Origin of the sequence: Pseudoxanthomonas sp. SE1 (genome assembly GCF_029542205.1) — a bacterium.
GTDB lineage: Bacteria > Pseudomonadota > Gammaproteobacteria > Xanthomonadales > Xanthomonadaceae > Pseudoxanthomonas_A.
Map to the genome: position 1 here is coordinate 1,142,553 of NZ_CP113783.1, position 24,292 is coordinate 1,166,844.

The window sequence follows — 24,292 nt, forward strand, 5'->3', positions numbered from 1 at the left end:
CTTGTCTTGCTTGCGATTCCTCTCCTGCTCGCCGCCTGCGGTGGAAAACCCGATGCGCCTGCGGTGCCCGCCGCGGCGACAGAGACACCCGCGCGCGAAAAGGAGCCCGACGAGAACGTCGAGAAGGACCCACTGCTGAGCGAGGCGAAGATCGCGCACGTCGTCGTACCGGAAGCCTTCATCACGCCGGCGACGCCGGCGGAGAACGTCGATTCGCCCGCCAGCTGGCGCGCGGCCGATGGCACGCGCTGGCTGATCGCCACCGCCAAGGACACGCACCGCCTGGTCGTCTACGACGGCAGCACGGGCAAGCAACTGCGCACGGTGTCCGGCCCGGGTAGCGAACTCGGGCAGATGCAGCGGCCCAACGGTATCGCGGTGATCGACGACCTGGTGCTGGTGGTCGAGCGCGACAACCGGCGCGTGCAGGTGTTCCAGCTGCCGGACTTCAAGCCGTTGCTCGTCTTCGGCACGGAAGACCTGAAGCAGCCGTACGGGCTGTGGGTGCGCCCGCAGAAGGATGCCTACGAGGTCGTCGTCAGTGACAACTACATGTCGCCGCAGAACGAGGACGTGCCGCCACCGCTGGCCGAACTGGGCCAGCGCTTCAAGCGCTACCACCTGCAGCGCGCCGAGGGCGGCTGGAAGGCAGTACTCGCCGGCACGTTCGGCGACACCGGGGAAGCCGGCGCGATCCGCATCGCGGAGTCCGTATTCGGCGATGCGGCGAACGACCGCCTGCTGCTGGCCGAAGAGGATGTCGCCGTCGGCACTCGCCTGCGCGAATACGGCCTGGACGGCACCTATCGCGGTCGCGACATCGGCGCGGACCTGTTCAAGGCGCAGGCCGAGGGCATGGCGCTGGCGCAGTGCGCGGGCGGCGCTGGCTATTGGATCGCCACCGACCAGTTCAAGGACCGCAGCGTGTTCCATGTGTTCGATCGCGTGACGCTGGCCTACAAGGGTGCGTTCGCCGGCAACAAGACCGCGAACACCGATGGCGTGTGGCTGGACCAGAGCGCCGACGCACGCTTCCCGCAGGGCGCGTTCTACGCCGTCGACGACGACCAGGCGGTGGCCGCGTTCGACTGGCGCGACATCGCCAAGGCTCTGTCGCTGCCGGAGTGCCGCGCCGAATGAGACGGGCAGGGGATGCGGGGATGAAGTGGGTGCTGGCCGTGCTGTTGCTGGGGACCTGTGCGGCACCGCTCGCGCAGGAAGCGACGGCACGCCAGCCCGAGCCGAACACGCGCGTGCCGAAGGGCGTGGTGCGCTATGCGCCGAGCGGCTTTCCGGACCGGATCGTGGCCTCGCCGGCGCAGGAGGCCGCCTCCGGCTTCTCGGTGGCATGGCGCACGGATACGAAGGTCGATGCGCCCGTGCTCGAGATCGTCGTCGCCGGTGACTCGCCCGACATGGGCGAGCCGCGCCGGATCAACGCGACGAGCACGCCGCTGAAGACCGAAAACGGCGAAGCCCATCACCATCGCGCGGACGTCGATGGCCTGCAACCGGACACGCTGTATGCGTGGCGCGTGCAGGGCGACCGCACCTGGAGCGCCTGGCACCACACCCGTACTGCTGCCGCGGTAGACGCGCCGCTGACGCTGCTGTATTTCGGCGACACCCAGAACAAGAACGTCAGCCTGACCACCCGTGTCGTCCGCGAAGCGATGCGGGCCGCGCCCGAGGCGCGTCTGGCCTTGTTCGCCGGCGACCTGGTCAGCGGCGGCGATGGCGAGGACGACACCGAGTGGGGCGAATGGTTCGAGGCGAATGAAGTGCTGCCGACCTCGCTGGTCGTGGCGCCGGCGCCGGGCAACCACGAGTACTTCGAGGAGTTCGAGGACACGCCGCAGGAGCGCCGCGTGCTGGGTGCGCACTGGCCGGTGACGTTCGCGCTGCCGGGCAATGGCGTGGCGCAGGCGAAGCAGACCACGTACTGGTTCGATTATCAGGATGTGCGTGTGGTGGTGATCGACGGCACCTCCGCGCTCGACCTGGGCACGGCGAAGGCGCAGGCGGCGTGGCTGGAGGGTGTCCTTGCCAGCAATCCGAAGCGCTGGAGCATCGTGCTGACGCACCAGCCGTTCTTCTCGCCACGCGAGGGGCGCGACAACGTGCTGCTGCGCCGGCACCTGCTGCCGGTGATCCGCAAGCGCAAGGTCGACCTGGTGCTGCAGGGGCATGACCATGTGTACGGTCGCCTGAAGAACGAAGTGCCCACACCCGTTTTCGTCGTGTCGGTCACTGGCGCCAAGCAGTACCGGCTCTCCGATGAAGCGCGCAAGACCATGCGGCCGGTCGCGGAAGATACGCAACTGTTCCAGGTGCTGCGCTTCGACGGTCCGCGCCTGCGCTACGAAGCGCGCACGGCGACGGGTCGCCTCTACGATGCCTTCGACCTCGTCGATGATGGCGTGGCGGGCAAGCAGCTCGTCGAGCACGCGGAAGGCCGCATCGACGAACGCACCTGCACCCGTGCCGAGACCCTGAAGGGCCGCACCGATCGGTGCTGGGAATGAGTCGCTTCATGTAGGAGGGGCTGACCAGCCATTCGGCTGTTGAAAGCCAGCCCCGACAGCCAAACCTTCTCCACCCACCGGTCGGGGCTGAAGCCCCTCCTACACGAGGTGTTCCATGCGTTTCGTCTGCCTGATGTTCCTGCTTGCCCTCTCCGTGGGGAACGCCCTCGCGCGCGAAGCGCACATCCGCCATCCGTTCCTCGCCCAGCAGCCCAAGGCCGCGCCGGAGGAAGTGCTTCTGGCCGTGGAGATTCCCGCGGGCAGCTTCACCAAGTACGAGATCAACGACGAAGGGCTGGTCTTCGTCGATCGCTTCCAGTCGATGCCGGTGGCGTATCCCGCCAACTATGGTTCGATGCCGCGCACGCTGGCCGGCGACGGCGATCCGCTGGACGCGCTGGTGCTGACGCGGGAGCCGCTGCATCCCGGCGTGCTGGTGAAGTTCCGGCCGATCGGCGTGCTGCGTATGCTCGACGACGGCAAGCACGACGAGAAGATCATCGGCGTGCCCACCGACAAGGTCGACCCGACCTACGTCGGCATCCGCGATCTTGCCGACCTGCCGGAGATCGAGCGCCAGCGCATCGAGGCGTTCTTCCGCGTCTACAAGGACCTGCCGAAGGGTCGCAATCCGGTGCAGCTCAACGGCTACGGCGATGCGAAGGAAGCGAAGGCGCTGATCCGCGAATCGCTGGAGCGCTTCGTCCAGTCGGCGAACGACTGAAAAGGTCGCTTGCGGCTGTAGGAGGGGCTTCAGCCCCGACCTCTTCGTCGGGCGGCGGTCGGGGCTGAAGCCCCTCCTACAACAAAAAAGGCGAGCCGGAGCTCGCCTTTTTCATGAAGCGCTGGCGGACGTCAGGCCGCCGCGGCCTGGCTGATCCGCGGGCCTTCGCGCAGCGCCTTGCCCACCATGCCGACCAGCAGGTCAAGCTCCTCGCCGTCGATGGCGAAATGCGGGGTGAAGCGCAGCGAATTGGCACCGCCGTGGATGACGTTCAGGCCCTGCTGGCGCAGCCATTCCTCGGTGGAGCCGGCGCCGTAGCACTTGAAGGCTGGCGACAGTTCGCACGAGAACAGCAGGCCGGTGCCCTGCACGTTGGTGATCAGGCCGCCCAGCTCCGCCTGCAGTTGCTGCAGCTTCTGCACGGCTTCGACGCCGCGCTTGCGGATGTTCTCGCGCACCTGCGGGGTCAGCTGGGCCAGTGTTGCGCAGGCCACGTCCAGTGCGCGGGGATTGGTCGTCATCGTGTTGCCGTACACGCCCTTGCGATACAGGCCGGCGGCACGCTCGTTCACCGCCAGCACCGACAGCGGGTACTGCGCAGCGTTGAGCGCCTTGGAATAGGTCTCCATGTCCGGCGCGTCCATACCTTCGAAGCCCGGGTAGTCGACGATGGACAGCACACCGTGCGCGCGCAGGCCGGCCTGGATCGAATCCACCAGGAACAGGCTGCCGTGGCTGCGGGTCAGTTCGCGCGCGGCGGCGTAGAACGCCGGCGGCACCGAGCGGCCCGGGTCGCCTTCGCCCATCACCGGCTCCAGGAACACGGCTTCGACGAACCAGCCCTTGGTCTCCGCATCGGCGAAGGCCTGCTTCAGCGCGTCCACGTCGTACGGCGGGATGGCGATGACCGAATCCTCGCCGCGGTAGCTGGCCAGGTGCTGCTGGTAGGACTTGCGCGAGGAATCGGAATACAGCGCCGGGCGTTCGGTGCGGCCGTGGAAGCTGCCCTTCACCACGATGCGCTTGATGGTGCGGCCGGCGTGGCGGCCGTCCGGGTCGGTCATCAGCTTGCTGTTGATGTCGGCGATGCGCGCGGCCAGGCCGACGGACTCGGAGCCGGAATTCAGGCACAGGAACTTCGCGAACGGACAGCCCCCGCGGGTGTGGCCGATCTCCTTGCGCAGGGCGCGGTCGAAACGCAGTTGCGACAGGCTGGGGGTCATGATGTTGGCCATCGCCTGCGGGCGGGCCATCGCCTCCATCACCGCGGCCGGGGTATGGCCGAAGCCGAGCATGCCGTAGCCGCCCGCGTCGTACAGCACCGCCCCGTTGAGCGTGACCACCCACGGGCCCCGTGCAGCCAGCGCAATGTAGGGGTTGATGGCGTCTTCGGCGTAGAAGTTGACGTAGCCGGCCTGCACGGCGCGCAGCTGCTCGGCTTCGTCGAGGTCGAACAGTTCGGCGAACTCGTCCTTCAGTCGCGCATGTTCTGCGGCGGCGGCCTCGATGACGGCCGCCAGGTCCGGATGGCCCTTGGCCAGGCGTTCGATGGCGGCATCGTCCAGGCCGCGGGTCAGGCGCTGGCCCGGGTGGGCGCGCAACGGGGCGAGATGGTCGATCAGGGCCATGGCAATCCTCCGGCGGGAAACGGCAAACCCGTATTATCGGGATTAATTCGTCGTTTGACAGTTGTGAACTGCGCGGATTTGGAGGATATTTCGTCGATTCGACGAATCGCGCCTGTTCAATGAAGCTCACTGACGCCGACCAGCAACTGCTCTCAATGCTCCGTGAGAACGCACGTGCCTCCACGGCACAGATCGCGCGGCGGCTGAACCTGTCGCGGACCACTGTGCAGAGCCGGATCGAGCGGTTGGAGCGCGAGGGCGTGATCAGCGGTTACACCGTCCGTGTCCATGACGAATACGACCGCAGCCACCTGCGTGCGCACATCATGATCGCCGTGCATCCCAAGCAGATGACCTCGGTGGTCGCGGCGCTGCGCGCGATGCCGGAGCTGCGCGTGCTGCATTCGGTCAGCGGCAGCCACGACCTGATCGCCATCGGCGCGGTGCCGACGGTGGGCGACATGGATGTGCTGACCGATCGTATCGGTGCGCTCGACGGCGTGGAGCGCACCACCTCGTCGATCGTGCTGTCGACCAAGTTCGAACGCTGACGGGGCGTCCCGGCGGGCTCCCGTACAATGCACGCCCCCGCAAGGCCCCGACCGTGAAGAAGTCCGATTTCCATTTCGACCTGCCCGAGGCGCTGATCGCCCAGGCGCCGCTGCCCGAGCGTTCCGCGAGCCGGCTGCTCGTGGTGCCGCCAGGCGATGTGCCGTTCGCTGACCGCCATGTACGCGACCTGCCGGAATGGGTGCAGCCCGGTGATCTGCTGGTGTTCAACGACACTCGCGTGATTCCCGCGCGCCTGTTCGGCCAGAAGGAAAGCGGCGGACGCGTGGAGATCCTGATCGAGCGCCTGTTGCCGGAGAACGCCGCGCGGGCGCAGATCGGCGCCAGCAAGTCGCCCAGGCCAGGCAGCCGCATCCAGTTGGATGCCGGCGGCGAGGCGGAAGTGATGGGGCGCGACGGCGAGTTCTACCAGTTGCGCTTCCACGTCCCGGATTCGCTGGAGAGCTGGCTGCTGTCGGCCGGGCGCCTGCCGCTGCCGCCCTACATCCAGCGCGATCCCGGCAGGGACGACGATGAGCGCTATCAGACGGTCTTCGCGCGCGAATTGGGCGCGGTCGCCGCGCCCACCGCCGGTCTGCATTTCGATGATGCGCTGCTGTCGGCGCTGCGCGAACGCGGCGTGGAATTCGGCCACGTGACGCTGCACGTGGGCGCCGGCACTTTCCAGCCGATGCGCGTGGACAACATCCACGAGCACCACATGCACAGTGAGTGGCTCAACGTCGGCGCGGCGCTGGTCGAGCAGGTCCGCGCGACGCGCGCGCGCGGCGGACGCGTCATCGCAGTGGGCACCACCGTCGTGCGCGCGCTGGAGTCGGCCACACACCGTACAGAAGCAGGCGGCGCCGAACTGCAGCCGTTCGCGGGCGAGACGCAGATCTTCATCTTCCCCGGCTACCGCATCCGCAGCGTCGATGCGATGGTCACCAATTTCCACCTGCCGGAAAGCACGCTGCTGATGCTGGTCAGCGCATTCGCCGGCAAGGACCGGATCATGGCGGCCTACGCCCACGCGGTCCGCGAGCAATACCGGTTCTTTTCGTATGGGGACGCGATGCTGTTGTTCCCGGAGTGCAACAAATGAGCTATGTCGGCGTCGCCACGACATCATCAACACCGTCATTCCGGCGCAAGCCGGGCTTTCAACCGCCGAATGGCGGGTCATCCATGTTGCCGTTGCTGGTAGAAGCAAACATCAAGATGGATTCCGGCTTGCGCTGGAATGACGGCGCGGGGAGCGGCGGATGCAGGTATGACGGGCGGGAGCATGACGACGCGGGGTTGGCCGCATGAGCCGCATGTCCTTCGACCTGCTGACCACCGATGGCGCCGCGCGCCGTGGCCGGCTGACGTTTCCGCGCGGCACCATCGAGACGCCGGCCTTCATGCCGGTGGGCACCTACGGCTCGGTGAAGGGCATCCTGCCCGAGCATGTCGAAGACCTGGGCGCCGAGATCATCCTCGGCAACACCTTCCACCTGTACCTGCGGCCGGGCCTGGACGTGATCGGCGCGCATGGCGGCCTGCACGGGTTCGCGCGCTGGAACAAGCCGATCCTCACCGACTCCGGCGGTTTCCAGGTGTTCTCGCTGGCGCACCGGCGCAAGATCACCGAACAGGGCGTGACCTTCGCCTCGCCGGTCGATGGCAGCAAGGTGTTCCTGGGTCCCGAGGAGAGCATGCACATCCAGCGTGTGCTGGGTTCGGACATCGTGATGATCTTCGACGAGTGCCCGCCGGTGACCGTCGACGGCAAGCCGGTGGATCCGCGGGTGATCGAGCGCTCGATGGAACTGTCGCTGCGCTGGGCGGAACGCTCGAAGCGCGCCCACGAGGGCAACGACGCGGCGCTGTTCGGCATCGTGCAGGGCGGCGTACACCATGACCTGCGCTCGCGTTCGGCCGATGGCCTGAAAGCGATCGGCTTCGATGGTTACGCGATCGGCGGCCTTGCGGTCGGCGAGACCGAGCAGGAGCGCAACACCACGCTCGAACATACCTGTCCACAGTTGCCGGCGGACCAGCCCCGTTACCTGATGGGCGTCGGCCGGCCCGAAGACCTGGTGGAGGCGGTGGCGCGCGGCGTGGACATGTTCGACTGCGTCATGCCGACCCGCAACGCGCGCAACGGCCACTACTTCACCTCGTTCGGCACAGTCCGCATCCGCAACGCCAAGTACGAACACGATCTGCAGCCCATCGAGCCCGGCTGCGGCTGCTATGCCTGCCGCAACGGCTTCACCCGCAGTTACCTGCGCCACCTGGACCGCTGCAACGAGATGCTGGCCCCGATGCTCGGCACCCTGCACAACCTCTGGTACTACCAGCAGGTGATGGCGCAAATGCGGGCGGCCATCGCGGAAGGGCGATTCTCGGATTTCCGGGCTGCCTTCTATGCGGCCCGGGGGATCGATCCGGCGCCCTAGTCGCGTACCGGGGTCGCGCCCGCATGCGTCATTCGGGAGGCTTTGTAGGAGCGGGCCATGCCCGCGATGCTCTCCTTGGGCGGTCCGGAAGAGCATCGCGCCCATGGGGCGCTCCTACAGGAGGCAAACGAGCATCGCTGACGGGCCGATGGCGCCCCGGCGCAGGGCGGTTTCCATCATCGGCCGGGAACCATCCGGCGCCGATGCGGTCTTTTCCGGTCCGGGCCGATGGGGAAGTCCGGGCGGGGCTTCCCGACGCGTGGCATAATCCCCGGCTGCTTTTCATACCCAATGGACAAGTCCATGAATCTGCTTGATTTCTTCATCGCCCCCGCGTTCGCGCAGGCCGCGCCGGCCCCGCAGGGCATGGGTGGCTTCGGCCTGCTGATGCCGATCGCCCTGATCGCCGTCATGTACTTCCTGATGATCCGCCCGCAGATGAAGCGCGCGAAGGAACATCGCTCGATGCTGGACAAGCTGTCCAAGGGCGACGAGGTCATCACCTCCGGCGGCATCGCCGGTACCGTCACCGATATCGGCGACAACTTCGTCACCCTGGAAGTGGCCGACAACGTGCGCGTGCGCGTGCAGAAGGCCGCCGTGGGCAACGTGCTGCCCAAGGGCACGCTGAAGTCCGCCTGATCCGCTTCTTCCGTTCCGCCGCGCCTGCGGCGGGATGGATTCCCGTTGTTCCGAACCACTGTTGAGCGCGTGCCCGGGAAGGGCTTGCGCGGGTCGCCACGATGCTTGAATTCCCACGCTGGAAATATGTCCTGATCCTGATCGTCGTGTTGGCGAGCGCGCTGTATGCGCTGCCCAACCTGTATCCGCAGGATCCGTCCGTGCAGATCACCGCCAACCGCGGCTTCGCCATCGACGCCGCCCTGCGCAGCCGCGTGGATGCCGCGTTGAAGGATGCGGGCGTGCAGGCCAGGGAGGTCGATACCGAGGCCGCCAGCATGCTCGTGCGCCTGCCCAGCCTGGAAGCGCAGACCACGGCCAACGATGCCTTGCGCGAGGCGCTCGGCCAGGACTACCTGGTCGCGCTGAGTCTCGCATCCACCGTGCCGGACTGGCTGGGCAACATCGGCGCGCGTCCGATGGTGCAGGGCCTGGATCTGCAGGGCGGCGTGCACTTCGTGCTGCAGGTCGACCAGAAGGCGGCGCTGGACAAGCGTGTCGACGGCTATCTGGAAGACACCCGGGTCACCCTGCGCGACAAGCGCGTCCGCTATACCTCGGTCGAACGCCGACCCAACAACAGCATCGTGGTGACGCTGGCGGATGGCGAGGACGTTGCCGCCGCGCAGCAGGCACTGGCGCAGACCCTCAGTTCGCGTGGCAACACGGCCGGCACGCTGGCCACGGGTTCGGGCCTGACCTACCAGGCCGCGGGCCAGCAGATCACCATCGGCCTGCCGCAGGCGGAACTGGAGCAGATCGCCAGCGAGGCGATCGAACAGAACCTCACCACATTGCGCAACCGCATCAACGAGATCGGCGTGGCCGAGCCGATCATCCAGCGCCAGGGCAACGACCGCGTGGTCGTCCAGCTGCCCGGCGTGCAGGATACGGCCGAGGCCAAGCGCCTGATCGGCGCGACCGCGACGCTGGAATTCCGCGCCGTGGTGGAAGGCAATGCCGCCGACGCCGTGGCCAGCGGCCGCATCCCGCCGGAGGCCAAGGTCTACCAGCTGCGCGACAACGCCGGTCCGGTGCTGTTGAACAAGCGCGTGCTGGCGTCCGGCGACGAAATGGTCAATGCCCGCGTCGGCGTGGACAACAACGGCCTGCCGGCCGTGGACGTCACCCTCAACAATATCGCCGGCCAGCGCATGTTCGACTACACCAGCGCCAACGTGGGCAAGCTGATGTCCGTGGTGTACATCGAACGCGTGCCGACCGTGACCATGGTCGACGGCAAGGAAGTACGCAGCGTGCGCGTGCGCGAGGAAGCGCTGGCGCCGACGCGCATCGCCGGCGTGTTCGGCAAGAACTTCCAGACCACCGGCCTGGAGAAGACCGAGGCCGACAACCTGGCCAAGCTGCTGCGCGCCGGCTCGCTGGCCGCGCCGATGGACTTCATCGAAGAACGCGTGGTCGGCCCCAGCCTGGGCGCCGAGAACGTCGCGCGCGGCACCAAGGCGGTGGTGTTCTCCTTCGTCTTCGCGCTGGCGTTCTTCCTGGTCTACTACCGCATGTTCGGCCTGATCACCTGCATCGCGCTGCTGCTCAACCTGGTGATGGTGGTGGCGGTGATGTCGCTGTTCGGCGCCACCATGACGCTGCCCGGCTTCGCCGGCCTGGCCCTGACCATCGGCATGTCGGTGGACGCCAACGTGCTGATCAACGAACGCATACGCGAGGAACTGCGGGCGGGGGTGCCTCCCCAGGCCGCCATCGCGACCGGTTACGACAAGGCGTCGGGCACCATCTTCGACTCGAACATGACCGCGCTGCTGGCCGGCGTGGCGCTGTACGCCTTCGGCACCGGACCCTTGAAGGGCTTCGCGGTGACGATGGTCATCGGCATCCTGACGTCGGTGTTCACCGCGGTCACCGTGTCGCGCGGCATCGCCACCCTGATCTACGGCGGCCGCCGCAAGATCAAGTCCATCGCCATCTGACGGGAGACAGAAGATGAGCCTTTTCCCGTTGCGGCTGATCCCGCACACCACCAACTTCAACTTCATGCGCGTGCGCTGGGTGTCCATCGGCATCGCGGCGCTGCTCGCCATCGCCGCGATCGGCGCCATCGCGTTCAAGAGCTTCAATTTCGCACTGGATTTCACCGGCGGCACGGTGGTCGAACTGCGCTTCCAGACGCCACCGAACGTGGACAGCGTGCGTGAGCGCCTGGAGGCCGGCGGCTATGGCAGCGCCCAGGTGCAGACCTTCGGTACCGGCAGCGACCTGCTGGTGCGCCTGCAGCCCCGCGAGGACGCCGGCACGGCGGTCGGCGCCGAGGCCAGCGACCGCACCGCGCAGGACGTGCTGCGCCTGGCTTCCAGCGAAGGCAACACGGCGACCGTGATGCGCAGCGAGTTCGTCGGCCCGCAGGTCGGCAAGGAACTCGCGCTCAATGGCCTGTATACGCTGCTGTTCGTGGTGGTGGGTTTCCTGATCTACATCGCCGTGCGCTTCGAATGGAAGTTCGCGGTCTCGGCGATCATCACGACCCTGGCGGACGTGCTGATCGTGGCCGGCTTCTTCGCCTTCAGCGGCATCGAGTTCGACCTGACCATCCTGGCCGGCCTGCTGTCGGTGATGGGTTTCTCCATCAACGACAAGATCGTGGTGTTCGACCGCGTGCGCGAGAACTTCCGCAATCTGCGCGCCGAGCCGATGGAAATCCTGAACCGCTCGATCAACCAGACGCTGTCGCGCACGATCATCACGTCGTTCGTGGCGTTCCTGACCGTGTTCGCGCTGTACCTGTATGGCGGCGGTTCGCTGGAAGGCATGGCGCTGTCGCAGATGATCGGCATCGTGCTGGGTACGATCTCGTCGATCTTCGTGGCGTGCCCGCTGCTGACCATCGGCTTCCTGACGGTCACCAAGCAGGACCTGATGCCGAAGGCGAAGGACGAGGCGCTGCTGGCGCGTCGTCCGTAAGCGGGACGTTCAACGGAAAGAAAAAGGCCGCGCATTGCGCGGCCTTTTTCGTGGTCACCCAAACGTCTGGTGGATGCCCGTAGGAGCGCCCCTTGGGCGCGATGCTTCACCCGGGCATTTGCAACAGCATCGCGCCCAAGGGGCGCTCCTACAAGGGTTACTGTCAGCCGTTGAACGCCGCCGCGTAACCCGAGCCGACGATGGTCTTCTGCAGCGCCTCGGCGATCTTGAGGTTGCCGGCCACGATCTGGCGGGGCAGGGCGGTGCGGCCGTCGATCTTGCCCAGCGCGGCGCCGCGGAAATCGCAGACCTTGCCGCCGGCCTCGCGTACCAGCAACACGCCGGCGGCGATGTCCCAGTCCTTCACGCCGGCCTCGAAATAGGCATCGACGCGGCCACAGGCCACGTAGGCCAGGTCGAGTGCGGCCGATCCGGTGCGACGGATGTCCTCGGCGTGCACCAGCAGCTCGCGCACGCATTCCAGCTGTGCTCCGGCGCGGGCGCGCTCGCGCGGTGGGAAGCCGGTGGTGATGACGGTGCCGGCCAGTTCCTTGCGGTCGGCCACGCGGATGCGGCGTTCGTTGAGCTGGGCGCCGGCGCCGCGGCTGGCGGTGAACAGGTCGTTGCGCAGCGGATCGAAGATCACCGCATCGGTCGGCTCGCCGTTGTCCACCAGGGCGATGGACACGCAGTAGTGCGGGAAACCGCGCAGGTAGTTGCTGGTGCCATCCAGCGGGTCGATGACGAAGGTGTAGCGGCCGTTGATCTGGGCGCCGCTTTCCTCGCCGACGAAACCGTAATCGGGGTAGGCCCGGCGCAGTTCCTTGATGATCACCTTCTCGGCGTCGGCGTCCACTTCGCTCGCGTAATCCATCCGCTCCTTCTGCACCACGTTGAGTGCATCCAGCTTGTTGATGCTGCGCAACAGCACGTTGCCTGCCAGGCGGGCTGCCTTGGTCATGACGGTGACGACGGGCTTCTGCATGCGAACGAACCTCGGACAGGCGTGGGGTGGGGCGAACAAGTGGAAAAGAGCAGCACGGCGCGTAGACCGGCCCGCGCAGTTTACCATTTGCCCCCATGAACACGCCCGTTTCCTTCTCCAATCCCGTTTCCCTGGCCGCCTCCGCCCGCCTGCGCGTGGTGCTGGTGGGCACCCAGCACCCCGGCAACATCGGTGCGGCCGCCCGCGCGCTGAAAACCATGGGCCTGGCGCGGCTGGTGCTGGTGGCGCCCGAGAACTACCCCGCGGAAGAGGCATACCGGCGTGCGGCCGGAGCCGACGACCTGCTGGCCGATGCCGCCGTGGTGGCAACGCTGGCCGAGGCCGTGGCCGACTGCCAGCTGGTCCTGGGCTGTACCGCCCGGAGTCGACGCGTGCAACTGGAAGAACATCCGCCGCGGCAGGCAGCTGCACTCGCGGTCGGCCGGGCCGCGACAGGGGGCGAGGTGGCGCTGGTGTTCGGCCGTGAGCGCACCGGGCTCAGCAACGAGGAACTGCAGCTCTGCCATGCGGCGGTGCATATCCCGGCCAATCCCGAGTACAGCTCGCTCAACTTGGCCGCGGCCGTGCAAGTGCTGGCCTACGAGCTGAGGATGGCATTGCTGGACGGGGCGCCGGCGACAGCGGCTTTCCCGGTACACCCGGACGACATCCCCGCAAGCCACGCGCACATGGAAGGGTTCTTCGCCCAGTTGGCCGATACGCTGGATGCGATCGACTTCCACAAAGGGCGCACGCCCGACTCCGCGATGCGCAAGCTGCGTCGCCTGTTCGCCAAGGCCGACCTGAACGAACAGGAGGTCCGCCTGCTGCGCGGCATCCTCGCCGATGCCCAGCGCATGGCGCGCTTGGCGGGCGTTGGCGGATCCGGATCACTGTCTTAACCTCACGTTTTCCGATAGGCTGCCGCCATCGTTCTGGCGGGCGTCTATCGTTGCGTACAACCTGGTTCAGCCTGGCGCTGGCCGTGATCGGCGCAGCATCGCTACCCGCAAGCATCACGCCGGCCAGCGCTGCCGGAGACGAACGCGTCCTGGTCCTGGGACGCATCAGCGACGATCCGAAGGCCCACTACGAGCAGCTCAAGCCGCTGCTCGACTACGTGGTGCCGCGGATGCGCGACGTGGGCATCACTGAAGGCCGCATCCTGATGGCGCGTGATGCCCAGCAGATGACCAGCTACCTGCGCCGCGGCCGGGTGGACTGGGTCACCGAGACGGCGGGCACCGGCATGCGGTTGCAGGAGCGCGCAGGCGCGCGCCCGATGCTGCTGACCGAACGCGGGGGCGTGAGCCGCTACCACGGTGTGTTCTTCGTCCGCCGCGACAGCGGGCTGGAGCGGCTGGCCGATCTCAAGGGCCGCACGGTGGCCTTCCAGAACACCGCATCGACCAGCGCCTATTTCGCGCCCTCCGTGGCCCTGATGGAAGCGGGCCAGCGGATGGAGATCCTGCTCTCCCCCATGGATCGTCCGTCTGCCGATTCGGTGGGCTATGTCTTCGCGAGGTCCGAGCTCAACATCGCGGCCTGGGTGCACAAACGCCTGGTCGATGCCGGCGTGGTCAGCAACCTGGACTGGGACGATGTGCGCCGCATGCCACCGGGCTTCAGGCGCGACTTCCGCGTGATCCACGAAACCCAGGATTTCCCGCGCGCACTCGAGATGGTGCGCGGCGACCTTGATCCCAGGGTGGAAACACGCCTGCGCGAGGTGTTGCTGGAAGCCGCAAACGATCCTGCTGCCCGCGACGCGCTCAACGTCTTTTTCCGCACCACCCGCTTCCTGCCGGTGGATCCGGCATCGCAACAGGCGCTGGACAACCTGCGCCGTGGCGTCGCGCGCGTCAGGGAGCAGGTCGAGTGAGAGCGCTACGCTTCGGCCTGCAGGCGCGCTTCCTGGCGGCGATGGCGATCATGCTGGTCGTGGTCATCGCCCTGCTCGCGACGCTGCTGCAGCGCCAGAAGATGATGCAGCAGGAAGTCGCCGACCTCGGGCGCGACGCCATGCATGGCATGGTCGAGGACAGCCTGCGCCGGCACGGCGAGGCCACGGTGGACCAGTTGGGGGATGCGCTGGCCAACCCGCTGTACTACTTCGATCTGGACGCCATCGGCAGCATCGTGCGTTCGGCGCAGAAGGAGCCTGACGTCAGTTACGTGCTGGTGTACGACAACCAGGGCAGGATCATCCATGACGGCACGGCGGACATCGCCGTCTATGGGCAGACGATGACCGACCCGTTGGCCTACGAGGCCGTCAACGCGCGCAGCATGCATACGCAGTGGTCGGCGCAGATCGTGGACGTGTCCGAACCCATCATGATCGGCAGCGAACGCATCGGCGGGGTACGCGTCGGGTACTCGGTGGCCTCCGTGCGGGCGTACGAGGAGAAGGCCATCGCGGCCGCGCGGGCGCGCCTCAACGAACTCGGCGCGCGCCACCTCGGCTGGATCGCCTTGCTGCTGGCCGCTCTGGTCGCGGCCTGCGTGGCGACCATGCTGTATGTGCAGCGCACGCTGATCCGTCCGGTCCGGCAACTCGCGCGCGCGGCGCATGACATCGAGGTGGGCAACTACAACGGCGAGCGCATGACCAGCGAACGCCAGGACGAAGTCGGCGAACTGGTGCGTGCATTCGGCACCATGAGCGACAGCATCGCGCGGCACGACCGCGATGTGCGCCGCATGGCGTACACCGACTCGCTGACCGGGTTGACCAACCGGCTGGCGTTCCGGGAAAGCCTCGATCACCGACTGATGATGCTGCGGGGTGCGGGGCGGCAGCTGGCCCTGCTGTTCGCCGACATCGATGATTTCAAGCGCGTCAACGACACCCTGGGTCACGAAGCGGGCGATGAAGTGCTGCAACTGTTCGCGCACCGCATCCGCGATGCCGTGGAGCAGATGGGGGGCGACGATGCCTTGCTCGCCCGCTTCGGCGGCGACGAGTTCGTGATCCTGATCCAGGACGGCGATGTGCGCGGCAGCGCCACGCGCCTGGCGGAGAAGCTCGTGGCCGAGCTGGGCCGTCCCATCGTGGTGCAGGATCGCCAGGTTTTCCTGGGCACCTCCATCGGCATCACCTTGTTCCCGGAAGACGCCTCCGGTGCGACCGCGCTGATGAAGAACGGCGACATCGCGATGTACCAGGCCAAGGTGGCCGGCAAGAACTGCTACCGCTTCTACAGCCGTGCGATGGACCAGGCCGTGGAGCGGCGCGTGCGCATGGAGCAGGAACTGCGTGGCGCGTGGGAACGGGGCGAACTGAGCCTGATGTACCAGCCTGTGTTCCGCATGGCGGACAGCCGCATCGTCGGTGCCGAGGCGCTGCTGCGTTGGCAGCATCCGGAACTGGGCATGGTGGCGCCATCCGTCTTCATCGACGTGGCCGAACAGAGCGGCCTGATCGAGAGCATCGGCCCCCGCGTGCTGCGTGCTGCCTGCACGGCAGCCGCGCGCTGGGGTACCGATCGTGACGCGCTGGATCCGCTGTTCGTCTCGGTCAACGTGTCGCCGCGCCAGTTGCGCAGCGGTGATCTTCCCGAGGTGGTCGCGGAGTGCCTGCGCGACACCGGTCTGGCGGCGTCGCGTCTGCATCTGGAACTCACCGAGACCGCCGTCATCAGCGACGAAGCGCACGCCAGTGCGCTGCTGGCCACGCTGCATCGCACCGGCGTGAAGGTCTGGCTGGACGATTTCGGCACCGGTTTCTCAGGCCTGAGCCATCTGCGCCGCGTGCCGGTGGATGGCGTGAAAATCGACCGCAGCTTCATCGCCGACATGCTGCGCGATCCCGACGATCTCGCGCTGACCACGGCCATCATCGCGATGGCGCATTCGCTCGGCATCACCGTGGTGGCGGAGGGCGTGGAGAAGGAAGGCCAGTTCAACCTGCTGCGCGAGCGCGGCTGCGACCTGGCGCAGGGCTACTGGCTGGGGTATCCGGTCACAGCGGCCGAATTCGCGCAGCTCGTGGCCTGAAGTTGTTTCCTGTGGGAGCGACGTGAGTCGCGAGCTTTTATCGGCGTCGACAGGCAATCGCGACTTACGTCGCTCCCACACCAGCATCCCGATCCACATCATTGCCCGACTTTGAAGACTCAGAACCAGCGCGCGAACAGTGCGGTCAGCGATTCGACCAGGTTGCCGGACAGGAAACCGAACACGATGACCGCGATGCTGCCCGTCACCCAGGCCACCAGCAGCAGCGCGCCGTCGCGTTCGAGCAGTGCGAAAGCGAACAGCAGCAGCAGGATGCCGAACACGTAGTTGGTGAACGGAATGGGCAGCGCCAGCAGCAGGCCCAGCAGGATCAGCAGCAGGCCGGTGAAACTGAGCGCGATGCGGTTGTCCAGGAATGCGGACATGCGGGGGCGCACCAGCTTCTCCAGTCGGTGCAGCCACGGTGCCATGCGCTGGCGGAAGCGCATCATCGCGCTGCGATGAGGACCACGGCGGGCCAGGAACTGCGGCAGCCACAACTTGCGCATGCCCAGCAGCAGCTGCACGCCCACCAGGATGACCATCGGGCCGCCGATGGCGCCGCCCACGCCCGGGACCGGGATGAAGGCGGGGAGTACGCCGAGGAACAGCAGCATGCCGAAGGCGGCGGGACCGAAGTCCTTCAGCAGGTCGCCCAGGCGCAGTACATCGTCTGGATCGCCGGTGGCGAAGCCGTCCAGCAGGGCGACGGTGCTGGTATGGGGTGTCGCATCGGGTGCCATGTCAGACGGCCAGGTCTTCGCCGTCGGTTTCCGGCAGCTTCTGCAGCAGCAGCTTGTCGATGCGCGCACCATCCAGGTCCACCACTTCGAAACGCCAGCCCGCCCAGTCCAGGCGTTCGCCGACATGCGGGATGCGGCCGAAGCGTTCGATCATCATGCCGGCGACGGTGTTGTATTCGTCATCGTCCGGCAGGGCTACGCCGCCGAGTAGCTCACGCAGGTCATCGTTCGGCAGCGATCCGTCCACCAGCAGCGAACCATCGTCGCGCACCACCACCAGCGGCGCATCCTCGGTGTTCTCGCTGGCCTGCAGGCGGCCGACCACGGCACCCATCAGGTCGCTCTGGGTGACCAGACCTTGGATCTCGCCGTATTCGTCCACGACCAGCGCCAGCGACTGCTGCTCTTCGCGAAAGATCTCCAGCAACTTCATCGCATGGGTTGATTCGGAGACGAACAGCGGCTCGCGCAGCTTGATGAAAAGATCGGGCTTGTCGATGCCGAAACGGTCCAGCAGCGACTTCACTTCCAGCACGCCGATAACGTCCTGGTCGTTGCCGCGATACACGGGGAAACGTGAGAACGCGGACTCGTGCATCGTCTGCAGATTCTCCTCGTACGACGCCGACGCATCCAGCCATGTGATCTTCTTGCGCGGCGTCATCAGGCTGTCGGCGGTACGGTCGCCGAGGCGCAGTACGCGATTCATCATGTTGCGCTCGTCGACGTCGATCACGCCGGCCTCGTGTCCTTCGGACACCAGCATGCGGATTTCTTCCTCGCTTATGGTGGATACCTGGTCCTTGCCCAGACCCAGCAGGCGCAGAACCAAGCGGGTGCTGTGGGAGAGCAGCCAGACAAAGGGGAAGGCGGCTTTCGCCAGCCAGCCCATCGGCACCGCGACGACACCGGCGATCGTTTCCGGCGCCGTGATTGCAAGACGCTTGGGTACCAGTTCGCCAAAGATCAACGTGAGGAAGGTGATCAGCGCGACGGCAAGGGTCTTGCCGATCAGCTCCGACCAAGGCTGTGGCTCACCCACAAGGGTGAAACTGGCCGCGAGTGATGGAAACACGCCCTGTAGCCGGTCGGCGATGGCCATGCCGATGGCTTCGCCACCGAACAGGCCAGTCAGCACGCCGATCAGCGTGATGCCGATCTGCACCGTGGACAGGAAGTTCTCGGGCTTCTCGGACAGGTCCAGCGCGCGCTGGGCGCGGTGGCTGGTCTGCGCCATCTGTTTGAGGCGACTCTTGCGCGAGGTCATGACCGACATCTCGGACATGGCGAAGAAGCCGTTCAGCAGGACCAAAGGCGAATACGACAATTAGCTCAAGCACGGCAACCTCCGTTCAGGGCGGGGAGGGCCGGCGGGCGGGGGGATCTGTCGCGGGGACAGTGGGGGGAAGTAGGGTCGTCGTCCATAGGGTGCACCCGGAGGCGCGTGGCGAGTTTAGCAAACGGCCGGCGGGCCGAGGCGTGAACCTGAACGAGGCATTCGGCCAATGCAGGCCCCCGTGTCCCGGCCTTTGCGCCGCCGGGCTGTCGCGGGGCGTCATGAAACGGTCATAATTCCGCCCCTGAAGCCGTCCATCCCGTGACGGTGGGACCGCCCGATGTTCTCCCTCCAGACGATCTTCGGCTCCGGCCAGCAGTTCTACACGCTGTTGGACGAGGCCGCCCAAGCCGCCCACGACAGCACCAAGGCCCTGCACACCATGATGAAGGCCACCGACCGCCAGCCGGCGCTGGATGCCTTCAAGCTGGCGCGCCTGCGCGAGCGCGCGGCCTCGGACAAGATCGGCAAGGCGCTGGTGGACAGCTTCATCACGCCGATCGAGCGCGAGGACATCGAAGCCCTGGGGTCGGCGCTGTACAAGATCCCCAAGCAGGTCGAGAAGTTCGCCGACCGCTATTCGCTGGCCCTCCAGCACCTGGACGGGATCGACTTCGCGCCACGCGCGGCGATGCTGGAACAGGCGGCCAGCGTGGTGGTGGAGATGGTCCACGAAATCAAGAAGATGAACATCGATCGCATGACCTCGCTCAACGAGAAGCTGCGCGCGATCGAGAACGAGGCCGACCGGTTGATGCTGGAGCTGTACCGCGACATCTACTCCGGCCGCCTGGACCACCTGCAGATGTTCCTGTTGAAGGAGTTCTTCGAGATCCTGGAAAAGGCCATCGACCGCTGCCGTGAAGCCGGCGTGGTGGCGTACCAGATCGTCCTCAAGAACAGCTGACGGGTCTCCATCATGCTTACCCTTGTGCTGGTGGTGATCCTGGCCGCGCTCGTCTTCGAGTTCATCAACGGTTTCCACGACACCGCCAATTCCATCGCCACCGTGGTCGCCACCAAGGTGCTGTCACCTGGCCAGGCGGTGATGCTGGCCGCCGGCATGAACCTGGTCGGCGCGTTGATGGGCACGGCAGTGGCCAAGACGATCGCGTCCGGCCTGGTGAACACCGACGTGGTGCAGGTGACCTCGCAGGTGATCCTGTGCGCATTGCTCGGCGGCATCGTGTGGAACCTGATCACGTGGTGGAAGGGTCTGCCCTCGTCGTCGTCGCACGCCTTGATCGGTGGCCTGTGCGGGGCCGCGCTTGCCGCCGCCCACAACGACTGGGCGGCGCTGATCTGGTCCGAGACGGTGGGCGACTGGACCAAGAACAAGGGCATCCTGTGGAAGGTGGTGCTGCCGATGGTCACTTCGCCGGTGGCGGGCTTCCTGCTCGGCATCCTGGTGATGGTGGCGCTCTGGGGCCTGATCGCGATGCTGTCGCGGGCGGGCGGCTGGCTGGGACGGCTGGCGCGTCCGCACTTCGTCAACAGGTTCTTCGGCAAGGCGCAGATCCTGTCGGCGGCCTACATGGGCTATGCGCATGGCCACAACGATGCGCAGAAGACGATGGGCATCATCGCGCTGACGCTGTTCGGTGCCGAAGCCAGCGGTGCGCTGGACGACCTGCCGGGCTGGCTGGCGTTCCTGCATCCCGGCGCCGCGGGCGAGCAGGACATCGCCATGTGGATCGTCATCACCTGCGCCATCGTGATGGCCCTGGGCACGGCGTCGGGCGGCTGGAAGATCATCAAGACCCTCGGGCACAAGATGGTGAAGCTGCACCCGATCAATGGCTTCGCCGCGGAGACCAGTTCGGCCACCATCCTCACCGTGGCCGCGCACTTCGGCATGCCGGTCTCGACCACGCACAGCATTTCTACCGCGATCATGGGCGTGGGCTTCGCCAAGAATCCTCGCGCGCTGAAGTTCAGTGTCATCGAGAGGATCCTGTGGGCGTGGGTGCTGACGATTCCCGCCGCCGGCGGCATCGCCTACGGCCTGCTGCGCCTGCTGGAAGCGATCGGCTGGGCGTGAGGCACGCGTCGTAGGGTGGGCCTCGGCCCACCACGTGCGAGCGCCGGGGGAAACGAAAAAGCGCCGGTTCTTCCGGCGCTTTTTTGCTCCGCGATGGCGGGCCTGGGCCCGCCCTACAACAGGTCGCCTTCCGCAGAGAGCGCGCGCTCCATGCTGTCGCCGAGGCCGCCGATCTCCAGCACCAGGCGATCCACTTCCGCAGGGCTGAGGCTTTCGTACGGGCGGTTCTCGCACAACTGCAGGTAGGGCACGCCGTCGAGTTCGCCGATGGCCAGATAGCCGACGCTGCTCTGCCAGTTGAACTTCAGGGCGCGCTTGGCGTCGATGCCGGTCATCGGTGCGATCACCGTGCTCACGCGCAGGTAGCCGCGTTCGTCGTCGTTGCCCAGTTCGGAAAGGAAGATGGACTGGTGGCGCTTGCCGTTGTCCAGCGACAGTTCCACGCAGGCCACGTAGGCGTCGTGCATCGCCACCTTGTAGCCGGAGGAATGCAGGTGGCCGCGCACCTGTTCGAAGTTCTGCATGGTGTACTCCCGTGTTGCCGATGCCGCTATGCTAATCCGCCATGAGCGCCAAGTCTCCCGAAGATCGCATCCTGGCCGCGATCCGCGCCATTCCGCGCGGGCAGGTGGCGGGTTATGGCGAAGTGGCGCACCGTGCCGGATTGCCCGGCCGTGCGCGCTTGACCGCACGCATCCTCAGCCAGAACGACGATGCCACGCTGCCGTGGCACCGCGTGCTGCGGTCGGATGGCCGCATCGCATTCCCGGAAGGCTCGAAGGCGTTCCGCGAACAGAGCCAGCGCCTGCGTGCGGAAGGCGTGAAGGTGGAGAACGGACGAGTGAAACGCCCGCGCAGGGAAGACGATCTCGATGCCGCCCTGTGGGGACCTGGCGCGCGGTGACACGCGGCCCCTTATGATGTGAGCTGACCGTCATGAGGTTTCCCATGTTTCCCCGTTTGCTTCCCGTCACCCGGAACCTGCTGATCGCCAATGTCGGCGTCTACCTCCTGCAGCTCATGCTGGGCAATGCGTTCCAGGCATGGTTCGCGTTGTGGCCGGTAGGCCACGGCTTCATGCCCTGGCAATTGCTGACGTACGGATTCCTCCACGACACCAGCGGCCTGACGCATCTGCTGTTCAACATGCTGGCGCTGTACATGTTCGGGTCGTCGCTGGAACAGACATGGGGCCCCAGGCGCTTCCTGACCTTCTTCCTGGTGTGCATCGTGGGCGCGGGCCTGCTGCAGCTGGTCGTGGGATGGTGGATGGTGTCGTCCGGTGCGCTGCCGTATCGCACGGTCGGTGCGTCCGGTGGCGTGTTCGGCCTGCTGCTGGGTTACGGCATGCTGTTTCCGAACCAGCGCATGATCATGTTCCCGTTGCCGATGGAAATACGGGCACGCACGCTGGTGATCTTCTATGCGGTCCTCGCCCTGGTGCTCGGCTTCACCGGCCTGCAGCCTGGCGTGGCGCATTTCGCGCATCTCGGCGGCATGCTGTTCGGGTGGCTGATGATCCGCTACTGGCGTGGCCAGCCGCCGTTCCGCAAGGGACCGCGCAAGCCCAAGCCGCCGCATCTGCGCGCCGTCAAATAGGCCGTACCGGAAGGGGATGAAGAAAAACGGCGCGGAATTCCGCGCCGTTTTCCTGTCTTGCCAGGGTGAGGCTCAGCGCCAGATCCGGACCTGGTCCGCTTCCTTCGCCTGCATCGGCTGGCCCGCTTTGCAGGTGAAGGCCTGGGCGAAGGCCGGTTGCTGGGTCAGCGGACCGTTGGCGCGCCACTGGCCAGGTGCATGCACGTCCACGGCCGCGCGCTGGGCGGCCTCGGTTTCCGACAGGTTCTGCGCCCACAGCGTGGCCCATGCCTTGTAGAACGACTGCCTGGCGGCGGCATTGGCCTGCGGTTCGGCGGTGGTGAAGGCATCCCACGCCAGTTCCACGCCGGCCAGGTCGGCCAGGTTCTCGTCCTGGGTCAGCGTGCCGTTGACCTTGACGTTCTTCAGCCCCGGGTATGCGTAAGCGCCGTACTGCGTCGCCACCTTGCTGCCCAGCGCATTCCATGCGGCCACATCGGCTGCGCTCCACCAGTCGCGCAACTGGGCCTTGGCATCGACCATCCGGCCCTTGCCATCGAAACCACGACTCAGCTCATGGCCGACCAGTGCGCCGAACGCGCCGTACTGCACGGCAGCCGGTTGCTTTGCGTCGAAGATCTCTTCCTGCAGCACGGCGGCGGTCACGATCAAGCGGTTCTGGGCCAGGTCGTAGGCCAGCGCGGGCTGCTGTGGCAGCACGTCCCAGCGGCGGTCGGCGTTGCCCTTGCCGATGCGCTTCATCTCCTCGCGATGGCGCCAGGTGGAGGCGATCAGCATGTTGCCGCCGAAACTGCCGCGGCCCATCGGCTGCACGCTGTAGTCCAGGTCGCGCCTGGGCGTGCCGACCTCGATCTTCAGCTTGTCCAGCTTCGCCTTGGCTTCGGTCCTGGCGGCGTCGCTCAGCCAGGTGCTGCGTTCGATGCCGCGGCCCAGTGCATCGCGCACCTGTCCGGCGATCTGCTCGGCCCGGCGCTTGTGCTCGCTGGGCACGTAGCGCTCGGCGTACTCCTTGCCCAGCATCGGACCGGCAGCGAGGTTGATGGCATCCAGCACCTGGCGCCAGCGTGGTGCCGGGGCGGCTTCGCCACGCAGCACGCGGCCGCGGAATTCGAATTCGGCATCGCGGAAGGGCTTTGCCAGGTACGGTGCCATCGCATCACCCACCCGCCAGCGCAGGTAGGCCTTCCACTGGTCCGGCTTCAGGCTGCCGACGAGGCCATCGAGGCGCTTGAACAGTGCGGGGTCGGCCATCGACACGGTGTCGTCGGTGACGCCCTGCACCTTGAGGAAGGCATCCAGCTGCAGGTTGCGGTACTGCTTGCCCAGATCTTTCGTGGGCACGGGAGCGTAGTTGGCGAACGGGCTGCGCAGGTCCACCAATGGCTTGGACACCTGCGCCAGTTTGGTCTCCAGGTCGATGACCAGCGCGGATTCGGCATCCAGCTTGTTGGCCGGCGTACCGGTCAGGGCCAGCACCTGCTTCACGTAGGTGCGGTAGCGGCCCAGCAGTTCGCGGGTGTCGGCATCGGTGCGGGTGTAGTAGGCCGGGTCGGGCAGGCCAAGGCCGCCCTGCATGAAGTAGCCGATGTGGCGGTCCAGTGCCTGCAGGTCCACGTCCGGACTGAAGTTGAAGGTCACCGGCACGCCGACCTGGTGCAGCGCGGCGATGGCCGGCGCTACGTCCTTGGGCTTCTTGATGGCGTTGATGCGGTCAAGCAGCGGCGCGATAGGCCTGGAACCATCCGCTTCCACGGCGGCTTCGTCCAGGCCGCTGGCCCAGAAGTCGCCGAGCAGTTTCTGCACGTTGCCCTGCGGTGCCTTCATGGCGCCATCCAGCAGGGCGCGCTGCTGCTCAAGGGTGCGCTCGCGGAAGGCGCCCAGCACGCTGACGCTGCCGACGCCGGCAGGCAGGCTGTTCTTCTTCAGCCAGTCCGCATTGGTGGCGGCGTAGAAGTCGGTGCACTGCGCGCTCACGGCAGGGGTGGTCGCGCGCTTCTTGCGCTGCGCTTCGGCTTGGGGGGCGCCCAGTGCGATGACGAGGGCGAAGGCGATCAGGGTGGGGCGGCCGAGAGCGGGGCGCGGGCTGGGCATCAGGAGAATC

General features: G+C 66.7%; 23 protein-coding genes. 17 read left to right on the forward strand and 6 right to left on the reverse strand.

Features of this window, described 5'->3' with window-relative positions:
- The first annotated feature begins 63 nt into the window (after window positions 1-63).
- From OY559_RS05235 to OY559_RS05245, 3 genes are all read left to right on the forward strand, one after another.
- Entirely contained in the window at window positions 64-1,140 is a 1,077-nt protein-coding gene (locus OY559_RS05235; protein ID WP_277729927.1) for a phytase, read from the forward strand.
- Window positions 1,141-1,160: 20 nt separating this feature from the next.
- A complete protein-coding gene (locus OY559_RS05240; protein ID WP_277729019.1) occupies window positions 1,161-2,525 on the forward strand; it encodes a purple acid phosphatase family protein in 1,365 nt (454 codons plus the stop codon).
- A gap of 133 nt (window positions 2,526-2,658) precedes the next feature.
- Window positions 2,659-3,249 carry an inorganic diphosphatase gene (locus OY559_RS05245; protein ID WP_277729928.1) on the forward strand — a complete coding sequence of 197 codons (591 nt, stop codon included), beginning with the start codon at window positions 2,659-2,661 and terminating at the stop codon, window positions 3,247-3,249.
- A gap of 131 nt (window positions 3,250-3,380) precedes the next feature.
- Here OY559_RS05245 and OY559_RS05250 read toward each other — a convergent pair whose 3' ends face one another.
- The gene (locus OY559_RS05250; RefSeq protein ID WP_277729020.1) at window positions 3,381-4,877 is read right to left on the reverse strand and encodes an aminotransferase class III-fold pyridoxal phosphate-dependent enzyme; all 1,497 of its coding nucleotides are present in this window, start codon (window positions 4,875-4,877) and stop codon (window positions 3,381-3,383) included.
- A gap of 119 nt (window positions 4,878-4,996) precedes the next feature.
- On the opposite strand from OY559_RS05250, the gene OY559_RS05255 reads away from it, so the two are divergent.
- The 7 genes from OY559_RS05255 to secF all read left to right on the forward strand — a co-directional run bounded on the left by OY559_RS05255 (window position 4,997) and on the right by secF (window position 11,488).
- Window positions 4,997-5,428, forward strand: a complete 432-nt coding sequence (locus tag OY559_RS05255; protein ID WP_142123745.1) for an Lrp/AsnC family transcriptional regulator — start codon at window positions 4,997-4,999, stop codon at window positions 5,426-5,428.
- Window positions 5,429-5,481: 53 nt separating this feature from the next.
- A complete protein-coding gene (gene queA / locus OY559_RS05260) occupies window positions 5,482-6,531 on the forward strand; it encodes a tRNA preQ1(34) S-adenosylmethionine ribosyltransferase-isomerase QueA (RefSeq protein ID WP_277729021.1) in 1,050 nt (349 codons plus the stop codon).
- Entirely contained in the window at window positions 6,528-6,740 is a 213-nt protein-coding gene (locus tag OY559_RS05265) for a hypothetical protein (RefSeq protein ID WP_277729022.1), read from the forward strand. Before queA ends, OY559_RS05265 begins: the two co-directional genes overlap by 4 nt.
- Window positions 6,737-7,873, forward strand: a complete 1,137-nt coding sequence (gene tgt / locus OY559_RS05270; protein WP_277729023.1) for a tRNA guanosine(34) transglycosylase Tgt — start codon at window positions 6,737-6,739, stop codon at window positions 7,871-7,873. The genes OY559_RS05265 and tgt overlap by 4 nt, the downstream gene beginning before the upstream one ends.
- Before the next feature lie 303 nt (window positions 7,874-8,176).
- On the forward strand, window positions 8,177-8,515 hold the full coding sequence (gene yajC, locus OY559_RS05275) for a preprotein translocase subunit YajC (protein WP_192200526.1): 339 nt from the start codon (window positions 8,177-8,179) through the stop codon (window positions 8,513-8,515).
- Between the two features lie 101 nt (window positions 8,516-8,616).
- Window positions 8,617-10,500: a protein translocase subunit SecD gene (gene secD, locus OY559_RS05280; protein WP_277729024.1), complete on the forward strand. Its 1,884-nt coding sequence runs from the start codon at window positions 8,617-8,619 to the stop codon at window positions 10,498-10,500.
- Window positions 10,501-10,513: 13 nt separating this feature from the next.
- Window positions 10,514-11,488, forward strand: a complete 975-nt coding sequence (secF, locus tag OY559_RS05285) for a protein translocase subunit SecF (RefSeq protein ID WP_277729025.1) — start codon at window positions 10,514-10,516, stop codon at window positions 11,486-11,488.
- Between the two features lie 163 nt (window positions 11,489-11,651).
- Here secF and OY559_RS05290 read toward each other — a convergent pair whose 3' ends face one another.
- Entirely contained in the window at window positions 11,652-12,473 is an 822-nt protein-coding gene (locus OY559_RS05290) for an inositol monophosphatase family protein (RefSeq protein ID WP_277729026.1), read from the reverse strand.
- A 95-nt stretch (window positions 12,474-12,568) separates the two neighbouring features.
- Here OY559_RS05290 and OY559_RS05295 point away from each other — a divergent pair, with 95 nt between their 5' ends.
- From OY559_RS05295 to OY559_RS05305, 3 genes are all read left to right on the forward strand, one after another.
- A complete protein-coding gene (locus tag OY559_RS05295) occupies window positions 12,569-13,375 on the forward strand; it encodes an RNA methyltransferase (protein ID WP_277729027.1) in 807 nt (268 codons plus the stop codon).
- A gap of 86 nt (window positions 13,376-13,461) precedes the next feature.
- Window positions 13,462-14,355, forward strand: a complete 894-nt coding sequence (locus OY559_RS05300) for a phosphate/phosphite/phosphonate ABC transporter substrate-binding protein (protein WP_277729929.1) — start codon at window positions 13,462-13,464, stop codon at window positions 14,353-14,355.
- Window positions 14,352-16,472: a putative bifunctional diguanylate cyclase/phosphodiesterase gene (locus tag OY559_RS05305; protein ID WP_277729028.1), complete on the forward strand. Its 2,121-nt coding sequence runs from the start codon at window positions 14,352-14,354 to the stop codon at window positions 16,470-16,472. Before OY559_RS05300 ends, OY559_RS05305 begins: the two co-directional genes overlap by 4 nt.
- Window positions 16,473-16,591: 119 nt before the next feature.
- Here OY559_RS05305 and OY559_RS05310 read toward each other — a convergent pair whose 3' ends face one another.
- Both OY559_RS05310 and OY559_RS05315 read right to left on the reverse strand, forming a co-directional pair.
- Window positions 16,592-17,215 carry an exopolysaccharide biosynthesis protein gene (locus OY559_RS05310; RefSeq protein WP_277729029.1) on the reverse strand — a complete coding sequence of 208 codons (624 nt, stop codon included), beginning with the start codon at window positions 17,213-17,215 and terminating at the stop codon, window positions 16,592-16,594.
- Between the two features lies 1 nt (window position 17,216).
- On the reverse strand, window positions 17,217-18,500 hold the full coding sequence (locus OY559_RS05315) for a hemolysin family protein (RefSeq protein WP_277729930.1): 1,284 nt from the start codon (window positions 18,498-18,500) through the stop codon (window positions 17,217-17,219).
- A 331-nt stretch (window positions 18,501-18,831) separates the two neighbouring features.
- Between OY559_RS05315 and OY559_RS05320 the strand changes: the two genes are divergently transcribed.
- Both OY559_RS05320 and OY559_RS05325 read left to right on the forward strand, forming a co-directional pair.
- Window positions 18,832-19,458, forward strand: coding sequence for a DUF47 domain-containing protein (locus OY559_RS05320; protein WP_277729030.1), 627 nt, complete (start codon window positions 18,832-18,834; stop codon window positions 19,456-19,458).
- 12 nt (window positions 19,459-19,470) lie between these two features.
- The gene (locus OY559_RS05325; protein WP_277729031.1) at window positions 19,471-20,592 is read left to right on the forward strand and encodes an inorganic phosphate transporter; all 1,122 of its coding nucleotides are present in this window, start codon (window positions 19,471-19,473) and stop codon (window positions 20,590-20,592) included.
- 113 nt (window positions 20,593-20,705) lie between these two features.
- On the opposite strand, the gene OY559_RS05330 is transcribed toward OY559_RS05325, so the two are convergent.
- Entirely contained in the window at window positions 20,706-21,116 is a 411-nt protein-coding gene (locus OY559_RS05330) for a hypothetical protein (RefSeq protein WP_142123758.1), read from the reverse strand.
- A 41-nt stretch (window positions 21,117-21,157) separates the two neighbouring features.
- On the opposite strand from OY559_RS05330, the gene OY559_RS05335 reads away from it, so the two are divergent.
- A complete protein-coding gene (locus OY559_RS05335; protein WP_277729032.1) occupies window positions 21,158-21,496 on the forward strand; it encodes an MGMT family protein in 339 nt (112 codons plus the stop codon).
- A gap of 44 nt (window positions 21,497-21,540) precedes the next feature.
- Window positions 21,541-22,191 (forward strand): rhomboid family intramembrane serine protease, encoded by a 651-nt coding sequence (locus OY559_RS05340; protein WP_277729033.1) that lies wholly within the window; start codon window positions 21,541-21,543, stop codon window positions 22,189-22,191.
- Window positions 22,192-22,263: 72 nt separating this feature from the next.
- Here the strand turns inward: OY559_RS05340 and OY559_RS05345 are convergent, their stop codons facing one another.
- Window positions 22,264-24,282 carry a M13 family metallopeptidase gene (locus OY559_RS05345; RefSeq protein ID WP_277729034.1) on the reverse strand — a complete coding sequence of 673 codons (2,019 nt, stop codon included), beginning with the start codon at window positions 24,280-24,282 and terminating at the stop codon, window positions 22,264-22,266.
- Window positions 24,283-24,292 lie beyond the last annotated feature (10 nt).

Excerpts from the sequence above, each read along its gene's own strand:
- OY559_RS05240 (WP_277729019.1), top strand. The coding sequence starts at position 1,161 with ATGAAGTGGGTGCTGGCCGTGCTGTTGCTGGGGACCTGTGCGGCACCG.
- OY559_RS05245 (WP_277729928.1), top strand. The coding sequence starts at position 2,659 with ATGTTCCTGCTTGCCCTCTCCGTGGGGAACGCCCTCGCGCGCGAAGCG.
- OY559_RS05250 (WP_277729020.1), bottom strand. The coding sequence starts at position 4,877 with ATGGCCCTGATCGACCATCTCGCCCCGTTGCGCGCCCACCCGGGCCAG.
- OY559_RS05255 (WP_142123745.1), top strand. The coding sequence starts at position 4,997 with ATGAAGCTCACTGACGCCGACCAGCAACTGCTCTCAATGCTCCGTGAG.
- OY559_RS05265 (WP_277729022.1), top strand. The coding sequence starts at position 6,528 with ATGAGCTATGTCGGCGTCGCCACGACATCATCAACACCGTCATTCCGG.
- tgt (WP_277729023.1), top strand. The coding sequence starts at position 6,737 with ATGAGCCGCATGTCCTTCGACCTGCTGACCACCGATGGCGCCGCGCGC.
- yajC (WP_192200526.1), top strand. The coding sequence starts at position 8,177 with ATGAATCTGCTTGATTTCTTCATCGCCCCCGCGTTCGCGCAGGCCGCG.
- secD (WP_277729024.1), top strand. The coding sequence starts at position 8,617 with ATGCTTGAATTCCCACGCTGGAAATATGTCCTGATCCTGATCGTCGTG.
- secF (WP_277729025.1), top strand. The coding sequence starts at position 10,514 with ATGAGCCTTTTCCCGTTGCGGCTGATCCCGCACACCACCAACTTCAAC.
- OY559_RS05290 (WP_277729026.1), bottom strand. The coding sequence starts at position 12,473 with ATGCAGAAGCCCGTCGTCACCGTCATGACCAAGGCAGCCCGCCTGGCA.
- OY559_RS05295 (WP_277729027.1), top strand. The coding sequence starts at position 12,569 with ATGAACACGCCCGTTTCCTTCTCCAATCCCGTTTCCCTGGCCGCCTCC.
- OY559_RS05310 (WP_277729029.1), bottom strand. The coding sequence starts at position 17,215 with ATGGCACCCGATGCGACACCCCATACCAGCACCGTCGCCCTGCTGGAC.
- OY559_RS05315 (WP_277729930.1), bottom strand. The coding sequence starts at position 18,500 with ATGTCCGAGATGTCGGTCATGACCTCGCGCAAGAGTCGCCTCAAACAG.
- OY559_RS05320 (WP_277729030.1), top strand. The coding sequence starts at position 18,832 with ATGTTCTCCCTCCAGACGATCTTCGGCTCCGGCCAGCAGTTCTACACG.
- OY559_RS05325 (WP_277729031.1), top strand. The coding sequence starts at position 19,471 with ATGCTTACCCTTGTGCTGGTGGTGATCCTGGCCGCGCTCGTCTTCGAG.
- OY559_RS05330 (WP_142123758.1), bottom strand. The coding sequence starts at position 21,116 with ATGCAGAACTTCGAACAGGTGCGCGGCCACCTGCATTCCTCCGGCTAC.
- OY559_RS05335 (WP_277729032.1), top strand. The coding sequence starts at position 21,158 with ATGAGCGCCAAGTCTCCCGAAGATCGCATCCTGGCCGCGATCCGCGCC.
- OY559_RS05340 (WP_277729033.1), top strand. The coding sequence starts at position 21,541 with ATGTTTCCCCGTTTGCTTCCCGTCACCCGGAACCTGCTGATCGCCAAT.
- OY559_RS05345 (WP_277729034.1), bottom strand. The coding sequence starts at position 24,282 with ATGCCCAGCCCGCGCCCCGCTCTCGGCCGCCCCACCCTGATCGCCTTC.